We start from the raw sequence: 14,851 nt of genomic DNA, 5'->3' as shown, positions 1-14,851 counted from the left end.
GTATTATATTTTTGGTTGATGTTGATTTTAGTAATTAATGAATATCCATCCCTGTAGGGGCGCACTTCCGTCGCCAAGGTCGATTACGTACAGGTAGGATCCTGCGGGGAGTTTCTCCCGATTATCCCCATAGCTTCCCGTCCAATCATTTCTGTATCCCTTGACGGCAAAGACCTCATGGCCAGATCTATTGTATACCCGCACAACATTGTTTGGATAGTTCCCTATGCCTGGAACGACCCAAGTATCGTTGTTACCATCGCCGTTCGGGGTAAAGGCCTCCGCAGGTACAATGAGGGGTTCACTCTCCCTTGGGAAATCATCGTCATTGTCAGGAATGCCATCGTTGTCATCATCGGTATCAGCGTTGTCGCCCGTTCCATCACCATCCGTATCTGCATCTTCAGTAGGATCCCAAGGGAACTTATCTTCCGTATCGGGGACCCCGTCGTTGTCATCGTCAGGGTCGGCATTGTCACCGATACCATCGCCATCACCGTCGACACTTTCATTGGGGTCGTTGGGGAAGGCATCTTCTGAATCCGGTACGCCATCGTTATCCGTGTCGGTAATTTCACCGTTTGGATAAATATCTTCATCATTTGGTATTCCATCTCCGTCGATGTCATTGTCAATGTTGTCACCGGTTCCATCGCCGTCGGTATCGGTGTCCTCTGAGCTGTCCAACGGGAAGGCATCTTCGGAGTCCGGGGTACCGTCATTGTCATCGTCCGGATCTGAATTGTCACCTTGACCGTCCCCATCACTGTCGATACTCTCATTTGGATCATTCGGGAAAGCATCATCCACATCAGGAATGCCATCATTATCAGTATCAATAATATCTCCGTTTGGATAAAGATCCTCATTGTTTGGAATTCCGTCACCATCTATATCATCATCACTGTTATCTCCTTGGCCGTCGCCATCGGTATCGGTATCCTCGGAATCATCCTTAGGGAAAGCATCGTCCGTATCGGGGGTACCGTCCCCGTCGTCATCGGTATCGGCGTTATCGCCCGTTCCGTCACCATCGGTATCGGTGTCCTCGCTATCGTCCAACGGGAAGGCATCGTCCGTATCGGGGGTGCCGTCCCCGTCGTCATCGGTATCGGCGTTGTCCCCGGTTCCGTCACCATCGTTATCGGTGTCCTCGTTTTCATCCAACGGGAAGGCATCGTCAACATCTGGGGTTCCGTCCCCGTCGTCATCGGTATCGGCATTGTCGCCCGTACCGTCATTATCGGTATCGGTATCCTCGCTATCGTCCAACGGGAAGGCATCGTCCGTATCGGGGGTACCGTCCCCATCATCATCGGTATCGGCGTTGTCGCCCGTTCCGTCACCATCGGTATCGGTATCCTCTGAAGGGTCCAATGGAAAGGCGTCATCAGTATCGGGGGTACCGTCCCCGTCATCATCGGTATCGGCGTTGTCCCCGGTTCCGTCACCATCGGTATCGGTGTCCTCGTTTTCGTCCAACGGGAAGGCATCGTCAACATCTGGGGTTCCGTCCCCGTCGTCATCGGTATCGGCATTGTCGCCCGTACCGTCATTATCGGTATCGGTATCCTCGCTATCGTCCAACGGGAAGGCATCATCAGTATCGGGGGTACCGTCCCCATCATCATCGGTATCGGCGTTGTCGCCCGTTCCGTCACCATCGGTATCGGTATCCTCTGAAGGGTCCAATGGAAAGGCGTCATCAGTATCGGGGGTACCGTCCCCGTCATCATCGGTATCGGCGTTGTCCCCGGTTCCGTCACCATCGGTATCGGTGTCCTCGTTTTCGTCCAACGGGAAGGCATCGTCCGTATCGGGGGTGCCGTCCCCATCGTCATCGGTATCGCAGACATCACCTTCACCATCGGAATCAGTATCCAATTGATTGGCGTTCGATACTGACACACAATTATCAGAAGGATCAAGAATGCCATCCCCATCTGTATCCGTATCATCATCCGTAAGGGTGATGGCCACGGACTTGTCCGCCAAAGTGTCAAAAGTATCATCGGAACCGGCATCGTTCACCGCAATGGTAATCGTTGCCGTGTCGTTCCTATCAATGGCATCATCCACCCCTGTTACAGTAACGGTCTGTGGCGTATCCCAATTGGTGACCGTAAAGGTCAGTTGTGCGGAACTTATCGTAGCTTCGCCCGTGTCATCGCTAGATATGTCGAACACCACATCGCTGGTCGGTTCGGTGTCCAGTACCACCGTGAAGGTATCGACACCTGCATTTTCATCGATGGTCAACGTGGTTTTGCTTACGGTATAGGCAGCAGTATCATCATCCGTCAATGTAATGGCTACCGTTTGGTCCGCCAGCGCATCGAAAGTATTATCGGAACCAGAATCATTAACAGATACGGTGATAGTAGCCGAATCATCTCGATCTATTGCATCATCAACACCTGTTACCGTAATGGTCTGTGGCGTATCCCAATTGGCAGAGGTAAAGGTAAGTTGTGCTAAAGACACTGTAGCTTCATCGGTATCATCACTTGAGATATCAAAAACAACATCGCTGGTCGGTTCGGTGTTTAAAACTACGGTAAAGGTTTCGGTGCCCCCGTTTTCAGCAATGGTCAGGTTAGTTTGGTTCAGTGTGAATCCGGGAGGATTATTGACTTCTATATTTTTTATTGTTGTCTGTCCGCAAAGCGTATAGCTTATTTCAGCCGTACCCAAGGCCACACCAGTTACCACACCAGATTGGTTAACGGTAGCAATACCATTATCATTACTTGCCCAGACTCCGCCACTTTCCAGATGTGTCAACTGAGTTTGTACCCCTATGGCCACAGTTGCGTTTCCTGAAATTTGGGAAAAATAGCCTTGTACCCAGTTGCTAGTAATTCCCGTTAAAGCGAAATTATTAAGTGTACCGGCATTCGCAGACGCCGTATTATCCGGTAATGTCGTCAGACCTATATTATTACCTTCTGTGACCCCTTCATTAAAATTGTAATGTCCAATAAGTCCAGCTTCGTTGCCCATTAAAGCAGTATTCATGTTATTTGTGATTTCCGAGGCTGTACGGGAATCGCTCCAAAAACGAACATCATCTATCTTTCCGGCAAAATAATTATCAATGAAACCGAACTGGTAAGGTGCCGTAATATTTATCGCACCCGGTGCCGGAGCAGTGATGACCTCTTGTCCATTAACGTAAACAATAAACTGAAGGCCATCTTTTACCAATGCTATATGTGACCAGACATTCTGCAGAATCGAAGGATTCGTCTCCAAAAACGGGAACCGTGTCAATGTGTTGTCCTCATATGAGTCAATATGAATTTTACCATCGATAATATAGAAGGAGGGATTTCTAGTTTCGATAGCTCCCTGTTGATTACCAATAATAGCGTGATAGTCCCCGTCCCAATTGGAATTATCGGGCAATATCCATGCTTCAATGGTAAAGTCGCTTGCACCATCGGGTATGGTTATACTAGTCAAATTAACATAATCGTCAATCCCATCAAAATAGAGGGAGTTATTGGTCTCTGCATTTACTGAAATGTTTTCTGTAACCGTTCCTGAGGCTATTGCAACGTTTCCTGAAAGTCGACCGGACTGACTGGCAGCTACACGAACATAAATAGTTGTGTTGACTATTGCATTAGCTACTGGTGATAGGGTTAAGCTAGAGGCAAAGCCACTATTCTCGTTCAGCGAAATTTCAAAACCTGAAGGTGCGGTGATGACCATATCTTGATAGGCATCACTGGCAGAAACATCGAAATCAAGAGCCGAGGATGTCTCTCCTCCGCAATAAATGATACTGTTCAATGATGATACCGATGTTGTGACACTAGTTTTTGAAGTGAAGGTAAATCCACTCAAAGTTGCGGTGCCCCCGGCAGTGACCACTTCCACATCACCCGATGCTGCTGTGTTACCCAAAACCGCTGTAATCTGGGTGCTTGAATCCACAGTGTAAGAAGCTGCATCAATTCCACCAAAAGTGACTTGCGTGGCACCGTCAAAGTTGGTACCTGTGATGACCACAGTATCTTCTTGACCGGCTTCTACAGGGTCAAAAGAGATGATGGTAGGTTCTGGCAATTCTGTTACGGTTTCAATTTCTGCTTCCGTCAATTTTCGATCAAAAATTACCATATCATCAATGCAACCATTGAAATATTCCCATGTTGTGGCAGAGAGATTGTATTGATTAGTATGGGCAAAACCTAGTTGATTGTAAATCATATCCAAATGAGCTACTGCCGCACCTGTTGTATTAGCTTCCAAACTTCCATCCAAATAAATGGATACTGAATTGGTGCCAGCTGTAAAATCTACTTGGTGCCAGTTACCATCATTCACCGTAGATGATGAAATGGCCTGTATGCTTGTGCTGGTTGAAGTCCACAAGGTGCCTTTCAGTTTACCATCTGAAGTAATCAACAAAATCGGAATATAATTGCTTGGGTTATTGGAAACGTTGGCTTGTACATTTTGATATCCTAAAATACTACCGGTTCCTGTTGTTTTAAATCTTAAGGAGATGGTAAATTCCGAAAGGCTTCTGATAAGATTATCAGGAAGTTTTACAAACCCGGGACCATTATCAAAACATAATGCTTGACCTTGGGCACCGGTTTCATATGTGACTACATTTACTTCTGTACCATCATAATTATTTTCGGTGGTATCATTGGCATTTCCCTCAAAATCATATTGTGCTACTTTATAAATATAGCCGGAAGTCGAATCGTTCCCAGCAGAGTTGGTAATAGTTATATCTCCTGAAGTACCTGTATTTACATTGGCTACGATTTCAATGTCTGAATTTACCGTAAAGGATGTTGCATTAACTCCTCCAAAGGTGACGGCCGAAGTACCCGTAAAGCCGGTACCTGTAATGGTCACTACTTCGCCGTTTCCAGCAAATTCTGGGGTGAAGCTTGTAATGGTCGGTACAATGACGTCGTTTTTAGCTAATGTTAAATAGTCTCCATCAGCCAGTGTAACCTCTGTGATTTCACCACTGGAGTCCAATGTTCCCAACGTAGTTATTCCTGTAGAAAAATCTCCGTCATCATCTTTAACGAGGGACCAGGTTTCATCAAATCCATCAAATTTTAAATTGACGTTTTCGGAAAAGTTAGCTGTTTTGTCCACTTTCCATTCCCTGATTACCCTGGTGTTATAGGAAGAAGGTAGAATTTCTATAGTTTGTGTGGTAGTTGCCCCACCATTGTTGGCAATCACCAAAAACTGTTTGTCATTAGTATGTTCCGTGTTACGCCCACTATCTGTGTTAGAAAGTATAAAATTGTTGTCCAAGGCCATTGTTAAAACAGCCCCGGAATTAACAGACTTGGCTACTTTCTGGTTCAAGCCACTGGCATCGTCGCGGCCAATACCAAAAATGTCTGTTTTGTATCCTGTATTGTTGGAAGCATCCCAAATAATATTACCTTCAGAATCTATGTAATCGGTAGGATTGGTTTGGTCTAGAGAAAATCCATACTTTAAAGCCAAATAGGATTCAATTCGTTTTCTCGTAGAGTCATCATGCTGGTTTTCAAAAAGAATAAACTCAGCAATATCAATATCCGAAAATTGGGTATCAAGTTCATATCCACCAATATAGAAATCACCCGAGGAAAGCCCTATATTTCCTGCGTTTACTTGATTGACCTTCTCCAGACCAAGGGAAAATATGGTATTGTTGTCCCCATTGGCATCATCTGTATCTAGCATAGACCAGAGTCTAAAAGCATTGTCATCAAGATTGCTACCTTCTGATGATTGTATGGATTGGTTGGGCGCAGAGAAAAAAGCTGGGTTCCCTTCAAGATTGAATTGGTTTGCTGTGTCGCCCGACCCTATATCATTTCCTTCCCTATATTGAAAAATAACATTTGCCGGACTGGCACTTGAATTTCTTTTGAAAACAATATAGGCCGTATTGGCATCAGCATCCAAGAAATCATCTGGGCTGTTTGTTCCCTGAGAAATGAATTTATCTGCACCACCGCTCCTCACTACAGAGTGGTAGTTAAGGCCATTTTGAACTATAGATGCGTTATCTGCTGCTTCCGATTCCGAGAAATGAGTAAGTTTATTATCTGCTTGGTTATTCCATTGATCTATAGTTGCACCGTCTACTGTAACCTCAGAACCTGATTCAAACGTTCCATAATCTGCTTTTAACCAAATGGTAAGGTCTGTAAACTGGCCCCCTGGAGCTTCTTGAACTCTAGCCAAAGTAAAGCTTATACCATCTGCTAATGGAGCTGTAGTGGTAAATTCGCCTTCTGCATTCAAGACCCCAAGTGTAGACACGCCAACAGAGAAATTTCCATCTGGGGTAGCTATCAAGGACCATGTGTCATCATAACCTTCAAATTTCAAACTTATGTTCTGTGAAAAATTAGTGGCTTCTACCTTCCATTCGCGTGCCAAACGTATGTTGAAGCCGGAAGCAGCTTCAAGTTCAGTTACTTGTGTGGTGAGGGCAGCGCCGTTGTTCGCCACCATCAAAAACTGTTTGTCATTGCCATGTTCGGTAGTACGACTGGCATCTGTGTTAGAAGCTGTAAAATTAGCATCCAAAGCCATGGTAAGTATGCTGCCTGAATTAACTGATTTGGACACCTTTTGATTCAAGCTGGAATTGTCATCACGACCAATGCCGAAAATATCATTATTATATCCAGAATTATTCGAAGCGTCCCATGTGATGGTACCGTCCGAGGCCAAATAATCGGTAGCTGTGGATTGATCTAGAGACAATCCATATTTTATGGACAAATAAGATTCTACCCGTTGCCGTTCAGTAGATGAAAGCTCCCTGTTATAGACTAAAAGTTCAGGCATTGTACCTTTTAGAAGGCCAATATTATAGGATGCACCGACATAATAACGTGCAGAATCGTTCCAATTTCCGTTATTGGTATTAGCCGTAATGATTTTCCCATTGTTATAAAACTTCCCTAGGCCTGAAGCATTTCGAGAGGCTCCAATCATATTGGGCCTGTTCCTATTTACACCTTCGGTAACTATATCTACGCCTTCCCCGTAACGTTTAAAACGTATTTCATTAGAACTATTCATAATGAATTCCACAGCATTCGTATATAAGGCATTGGGGCCAAAAAAAGCATCGTAGCTTCCTGGATCAGCAGTACCTGTAAACTTACTTATAACAGTATAGGTATGTGCTCCGAGTCCTGTTAGATCGAAGTTAGTATCATTATTTAAAAAATAATCGTCACCATCAAAATCAATGACTGGGTTAAAGTTGAGCGTATTGTTCGGATCATTTTCATAGGACGGATCACCCCCATTTATGAAATTACCATTTATAGCTCCGCCTCTATTAAACCAAGTGTCTACCGTGTTACCATCAGTAATGGTAGTTCCATTGTCATCTGCTTTAAGCCAAAGTTTTAAATCAGTTAGGACACCACCAGGACCACTCACTAATTTTGCCAAGGTCAAGAATCGAACATTGGCCAAAACTACGCCTGTAATTTCGCCATTGGAGTCGAGCGTACCCAGTGAACTGGCGCCCGAGCTAAAATCACCATCGTCATCTATTAATAAGGCCCAGGTTTCGTCAAAGCCATTAAATTTAAGGTTGACACTTTGGCTAAAATTGGTAGGATTCGTCTTCCAAACCTTTGAGATATGGCTATTATAATTCGTGCCAGCTATTTCGGCGTATGTATTTGTAATAGCCTCGCCATTATTGGACAGGATTAAAAACTGCTTATCGTTGGTATGTTCAGTAGAGCGGCCAGCATCATTGTTGGCGGATGTAAAATCAGCATTCAAAGCCATGGTCAAAATAGCACCTGAATTAACAGACTTGGATACTTTTTGATTTAGTCCGGAATCATCGTCCCGACCAATTCCAAAAATGTCCTTTTCGTATCCAGTATTGTTGGAAGCATCCCATATAACGGTGCCGTCTGAAGCCAAGTAATTTATACCAGAGGTTTGGTCCAATGTGACACCATATTTCAGGGACAAATACGTATGCACTTTTTGGCGTTCCGTTTCGCTTAAATCAGTATTAAAAACAATCAACTCAGAAAGGTGGATATCTGAATAAATGCCATTGGTGTTACCTAAGGCCATATTTTGGCTTGCAAAGTTCAATCCTATGTCAGTCACCTTATTTCCGCCCTCTTTATAGAAGTCGTGCCCACCATTAAATGTACGGGTTGCGGTCCTTAAAGTTATTTCATTGGCGATAACAGCATTTCCAAAAGATGCAGTAGTGCCACATTGCGTAATTCCAATCAAACCCGATCCTGCACCTACGCTTTCTTGATACCATGCGAAACCATCACCACAACCATCGGTGGCTAGAATGGCAGTTTTAGATCCGGCATTGGGTATGTTCATAATTCCAAAGATGGTATAGGCATTGGTTCCTGTAAGGCCAAGATCATTGTCAAAATTCATTATATCATTAGAACCATCAAAACTTACCTTTGGGTTAAAGTTGATTGTTTCTGAACCGATTATTGGTTGACTATTTGCTATAGCTTGAACCGGGTTATTTTGACCTAGAGATTGATCCTCCCAAATAGAAACCCCGGTATCCAAGATAATACCGCTATCAGCACGCAACCATAATGCCATGTTGGAGGTGATACCTCCGGGACCTTTTTCTACTTTTGCCAAGGTCAAGAATTGAACATTGGCCAAAACTACGCCTGTAATCTCGCCATTAGAGTCGAGCGTACCCAGTGAACTAGCGCCCGAGCTAAAATCACCATCGTCGTCTTTTAATAAGGCCCAGGTTTCGTCAAAGCCATTAAATTTAAGGTTAACACTTTGGCTAAAATTGGTAGTTGCATTCGTCTTCCAGATTTTCGAGATATGACTATTATAATTGGTGCCATCTATTTCGGCGTATGTATTTGTAATAGTCTCGCCATTATTGGACAGGATTAAAAACTGCTTATCATTGCCATGTTCGGTAGTACGGTTAGCATTTATGTTAGAAGCTGTAAAATTAACATCCAAAGCAATGGTCAATATTGCTCCGGTATTGACCGATTTGGATATCTTCTGATTCAAGCCGGAATCATCATCACGGCCAATTCCAAAAATGTCATTTTTGTACCCTGTATTGTTAGAAGCATCCCAAATAATGCTGCCATCCGAAGCCAAATAATCAAAATCCGAGGTTTGGTCAAGACTGATACCATATTTAAGGGCTAGGTAACTATCAATCTGTTGTTGTTCTATTACGGTAGGATAAGTGTCATAAACTAGGACTTCCGCAATGTTCCCGGTCCAGAACTCACCAGCGGTAGTGGCCACGTCGGCTCCAATGCGCATAAGACTGTTCACCGTGTTCCACGTTGGCCGTGCTCCATCCCTCGTTTCCAATGTAGTTCCATTGGCTTGTAGATAAGTGTTTGAAACGCCATCGTAGCCACCACCAATAATATGAGGTTGATCGAGTGTCCAGAAGTTAGGGCTTGTAACATCGTTCACAGCTTCCCATGAACCATAAAGTAGACTATTGCTGTTCGTAGAACCTGCTATTACATGGGCTTGGTCTTGCGTGCCGGTCCCATGGGCAAAGGGCACGTGATTTCCCGTAAAAGAAGCTGTAGAGGTGGTGACCAACCGCATAAAACGGGCGCTATTGCCATTAGGGAGTCCCGTTGTAGCACTTGCGTCCATAAACTCTGTACCATCAAATATTGCCTGAGGGTTAAAGTTCAATGTTGCGGCACTGAATAGGGGTCGTTCACCAGAATTTACTTGTATGAAATTATTTCCGTTTGAGCTAAAATCACTCCATTGGTAAATCGGGTCCGAATTTGTGGCCAAGGTAGTTCCTGCATCAGAATAGATTTGTCCATCGGCTTTCCACCACCCTTGGAGGTTTTCTGATACACCTCCCGGTCCTGTTTGTGCAAAAAGAACAGAGGAGCCAAGAGCCCAAAAAATTATAGAAAATAAAATTAACTTAGTATTCTTTGGGATTGATTGAGGTTGAACGTTCATGATATCGACCTTGGTATTTGGTTATACTTAAGAGGTCGAATATGATAATATTTATACGTTTATTCCTACAAAATGATGTGTATTGACCGTATTATGTATGCGAAAACATCGATGAACGTAGTGTTTCATCGATGAAATACTTAGTTTACTTCAAAAAGTGTAAGTAATTACAGTGTTGGCAGGAATTGCGTAAGAATAGAACTCCTCCGTCCATGAGGATAAGGAAATCAATGACCTGGTCAAAGAATAATTTTAGGAATTAAGGCGAAAACAATCAACAAATATTAAAGCGCCCGATTACATTAGTGCTAGCTCAAAATAGCTATCTCTTCTGCAGCGAAACTTAGATTAGCGAACTAAAGTAATGGAAGGAGTATAGGAGCTTTTTAATTATATCAAGAATGTTACTGTCCAAAATAAAATATTTACCCTACCGTTGGTTTAACCGGTATAAGATGCCACTTTAAACCTTTTCTGAAGTATCGAATTGTTCGTACCAAATTTTCAGTCTTAGCCTATATTTGACTCGACCCTAGGCATAGGCCTTGGAAGTTTACCTATTTCGCTAATAGTATAATTAAAAATGAAATCTTTTTTCGACGAATGAAGCAAAAAACATGAAAAGGCCTAACAAAAATAAATGAAGAAATAGAAGGTTTAGATGACGACCTGCTAAACCAAAATTGAAGGGCCGCCCCGGCCTCAACCAGCTTTCAGCCGTCACCTCGAGCGACCAGTGTGCCATGATACAGGGCTAAAAGCAATTTGGCAAGGCAATTTATACCGCAAAATATTGACAGATACCGCCTTTGCGCACTGTGGTCGACCGACTATGGAAGTCATATATACGGTAGTCCATTATCACGTCCATAATAGTTGAGGGTTTTTCTATTTTTCCGTAGAAATCACCGAACTGCGTGTAGCAGGTCGTTAGGGCACATTGCCTACTTTCCCCAATACACTTTTAAATTGTGCGAGTCCCTCCCGGCCGCGATGATATCCATTCTTCCATCGCCGTTCAGGTCAGCTACTTTTAGGTCTTCACAGGCCATCCCGTTTTTATCGACCCAATGGCCTTTCCAGCGGGTACCTTGGGAATCCGTAGCTATAAAGATCTTGATACCTATCTCCTGATCGGCATTTGCCCGACGCCAACCGACCACAATTTGATCGGTACCGGAGTCGAGAAAATCTTCGGTTGCCAAGGCATGGCCCTGATTAAGTCCATCGGTGAGCACCATACGTTGGTCGCTGCCCGGCAGATAAACGGTCAGCTCATTACCGTGCATGGGCTCCACGCCCGTAACAAAAAGCCCGTCATCCATTTGTCCTACGCGAACTTCCCCAAAACTATGCCCTGAGATATTTCCGGTATCCGGGGCTGTCCAATTTTGGCCTTCGTAGTTAAAAACCTTGATCCCTTCCTTGCCACCAATGTACATCCGCTCAGATGCTCCTGCATCGGAAATATCGAAATTGTGCGTGAGATGCATGGATTGATCGATGAGCGATAATTTCCAGGGCCCGGTCGGGTCATTCGGCATTTGATAGGCAAAAACCTTCACCCCTTTACCTTCACCATTTGAATTGCCCCGGCCGTGCAGCGGTAATACGACTAGTTGATAATTATTATCGGCAGTACGGACCCAGTGCATCCGGTGAACGGTCGGTTCGTGGTGGAGCTTTACGGCCGACCATTTTTTTGTAGGATCCTCCGGTCTGATGAGGTAATGAACGCTTCCCGATGCCATGTCATCGCTGGTTTCCCCGGGATTCCACTGAGCGCCCACAGCGACCTCCACCATGCCATCACCATCGATATCTCGGGCGGCAAGGCACACGTTGTCGGAGTCGGTAAGGTTTTCGATCATCACGAAGCGCTTCCAATCGCCGTTCCTATACCACACGAATTCCTTTTTATCCGCCAGTAGTATGTCAGGCTTACCATCGCCATCTACATCGCCGATAGCAAGGCCGTAACCAATGGCGATATTGTCATCGATGGTTTGGGCTTCGAATACCGGATCAGGATCGGATATGGGGTTGAACAGAGCGAATAAAGAAAAAAACAAGGGTATCATAAGTTCGTTTATTTGCGGTTTGAACCATTGTCATTCAAGATACAAAACTTTACATCTACTTGGGTTTCAACAGCCTATAAAACTTCTGCCAATTCCCATACTCTTTCAGATAGTGAAAACGTATTCATTACCATTTCTAAAAGATGCTTTTTTTGAGGAAATGTAGAGGAGTCATCATGTCCAACAATTTTCTTAGATAACATGTCGAAGAAGATATTCCGAAGCAGCTATTTTGTTCAATCATAGTTCTGCAAGACATTCGTTGCTTGTCGAAGTATTTTGAAGTAACTCCAACGCAGCTTTTCTTCGATTGAAAGGTTCCTATTTTTCGACTTTTCCTTCGATTCCTTGAATAGCAGGAAGAACCGCCAATAGGGGTAAAAAGAAATACAGCCGAAGTGGTGACAAAGGAGGGTCAAACTATGCTCGTTCAACAATATAAACCACTACTTAACCATCTGGGAACCAATGTAAAAAAAACCACTTTGTACGAAAAACAGGATGTTTTTACCTTGCTGCGGAGAAAAAACCACCACACAGCTACCCCATCTTTCAAGTAGCCTGCCTCCTTTAAAAAAGATAATCGATGCCGATATAGAAGCGTACGAAAGAAAATTACAAAGAGGCCATTTCGAAATCTGTACCCGTAAGGAAGAAAACTACCATCCAGGGCATTAAAAATCCCTTATCTTAGTTCCCCGTCCGTAATTACCCTCTTTATGGCTACGTTATGGTCCGTAATTTCAAAAAGCTAAACAATATGACTAGGCTAAATAAAATGTTTATCTGGGGATTATTAATAGTTTCCAGCATTGGTTGGCAAGAGCAAACCGTTGAACAGAAACGCCCGAACATTTTGTTTGCGATCAGTGATGATCAATCGTTTCAACATACCAGTTTTTCCGGCTGTAACTACGTTAACACCCCCGCCTTTGATAGAATCGCACGTGAAGGGATCTATTTTAAAAATTGCTATGCAGGTTCCCCCGGCTGTGCACCGTCCCGAAGCAGTATCGTGACCGGGCGCTATCATTGGCAGAACGAACAGTCGGGCCAACATGCGTCTTCATGGATGAAAAAATACGTGCCTTTTGTAGATTTGCTAAACAGCAATGGATATATCACGGGCCGCACTGGCAAGGGGGTTTCCCCGTTCCAGTATGCCAGAAACGAGAGGGATTCCTTATGGCGCAAAGACGATGCGGCCGGAGTTTCACACAGTAGTATGGACTATAACGCCGATAACGACGCCCGTTTTGCCAAAGGTATCCGGAACCTTGATTACTACGAGAATTTCAAATATTTTATCGACAACGTGAAAGGCGATCAACCCTTTTTCTTTTGGTACGGAGCCTCTGAACCTCATCGAGCCTATGAAAAAGGCTCTTGGAAGCGTATGGGCAAAAAACTGGACGATGTAAAAGAAGTGCCTGGTTTTCTGCCCGACACCGATGAAATTCGTGGCGACCTTCTCGATTATGCCGTAGAAATCGAATGGTTCGACCACCACCTTCAACAAATGTTGGATTACCTCGACAGCATTGGTGAACTTGACAACACCATCGTTATTGTAACGGCGGACAATGGTATGCCCTTTCCCCGGGCAAAAGCAAATTGTTTTGAATATGGGGTCCACGTTCCTTTCGCTGTACGTTACCCCAAGGCTTTTCCTGGGAAAAGGGTCATTGATGACCCTATAAGTTTTGTGGATCTGGCTCCTACGATCCTTGAACTCACCGAAACCAGTGCCCAAGGAATGTTGCCCATGTCCGGCAGAAGTATCCTCGATATACTGCGGAGCGAAAAACAGGGCGTCGTAGACGATACCAAGGATTTTGTGGTTGCGGGCCGCGAAAGGCACTCAAGCTCGCGCTATTTGAACTGGGGATATCCCCAGCGGGTTATCCGCTATAAGGAATTTGTCTATATCTGGAACATGGAACCGGAACGATGGCCTGCAGGCGCACCGCAGCGCTATAGCCCCGAAGATTCGACCCAACTTTGGCCTATGTACGGCCTTGACAGCAACGGAAAGTACATGAGTGGAGGCGCATTTACCGATATAGACGATTGCCCATCGAAAACCTATATCATTGAAAATTTCGAAGACCGAGAGACGGCGAGGTACTTCGACCTGGCACATGGCAAAAGGCCCGAGGTCGAGCTCTACCATGTTACCGAAGATCCCTATTGCCTTAACAATCTGGCCGGAGACGCGGGCTACGAAGCCATAGCTGACGTCATGAAAGAAAAATTGATGGGAGAACTCCGACGCTCGAAAGACCCACGGGTCGTTGGCCCGGATAAGGAGGTATTCGACAGTTATAAGAGGTATTCACCGATGCGCCGATTTCCGAAGCCCGAAAGGACTAAATAATGTTTAAGTTCAAGGAGGTTGCGATAATCAGCTTATACTTTCTTAAAAAACGGAGAAATACTATCGGTTCTTCTTCAACTCAACGACTAGAACTAACTCAAATCATTATTAATTTGTTACCCCGAAGTCCGGTCCAAAACTCATGAATTTACTTGTTCATCTCTGACCGGACCGAACTCAGCCAGTTTTTATGAAGCCTCAAGAGCTCATTCAACTTATCCTGATTAGATCCGACCAAATTGTGTTCCTCGGCGATATCCTCTTCCAAATTGACCAGGTACAACTTGGGCAGTTTGATACTCTTTTCCTTGCCCCGTGGCTCGTTGACATTGCCGATCAACTTCCAAGGGCCCTTACGTACTACCCATTGCGCCGTGGTATCGTCGTACCCTCCTAA

4 protein-coding genes are annotated in these 14,851 nt (G+C 44.5%); 1 reads left to right on the top strand and 3 read right to left on the bottom strand.

From position 1 onward, the window contains the following. Positions 1 to 27 precede the first annotated feature (27 nt). Positions 28 to 9,996, bottom strand: coding sequence for a LamG-like jellyroll fold domain-containing protein (locus F2B13_RS20085; RefSeq protein ID WP_149304987.1), 9,969 nt, complete (start codon positions 9,994 to 9,996; stop codon positions 28 to 30). A gap of 944 nt (positions 9,997 to 10,940) precedes the next feature. Further along, positions 10,941 to 12,077, bottom strand: a complete 1,137-nt coding sequence (locus F2B13_RS20080; RefSeq protein ID WP_149304986.1) for an FG-GAP repeat domain-containing protein — start codon at positions 12,075 to 12,077, stop codon at positions 10,941 to 10,943. Between the two features lie 760 nt (positions 12,078 to 12,837). Here F2B13_RS20080 and F2B13_RS20075 point away from each other — a divergent pair. After that, entirely contained in the window at positions 12,838 to 14,454 is a 1,617-nt protein-coding gene (locus tag F2B13_RS20075) for a sulfatase family protein (protein ID WP_149304985.1), read from the top strand. A 148-nt stretch (positions 14,455 to 14,602) separates the two neighbouring features. Here the strand turns inward: F2B13_RS20075 and F2B13_RS20560 are convergent. Next, positions 14,603 to 14,851, bottom strand: a 249-nt coding sequence (locus F2B13_RS20560; RefSeq protein WP_198440176.1) for a hypothetical protein, incomplete at its 5' end; no start/stop codon positions are given.

The sequence above is a fragment of the Pareuzebyella sediminis genome, from assembly GCF_008367235.1.
GTDB lineage: Bacteria > Bacteroidota > Bacteroidia > Flavobacteriales > Flavobacteriaceae > Pareuzebyella > Pareuzebyella sediminis.
This window is presented reverse-complemented; position numbering and strand designations above follow the sequence as displayed.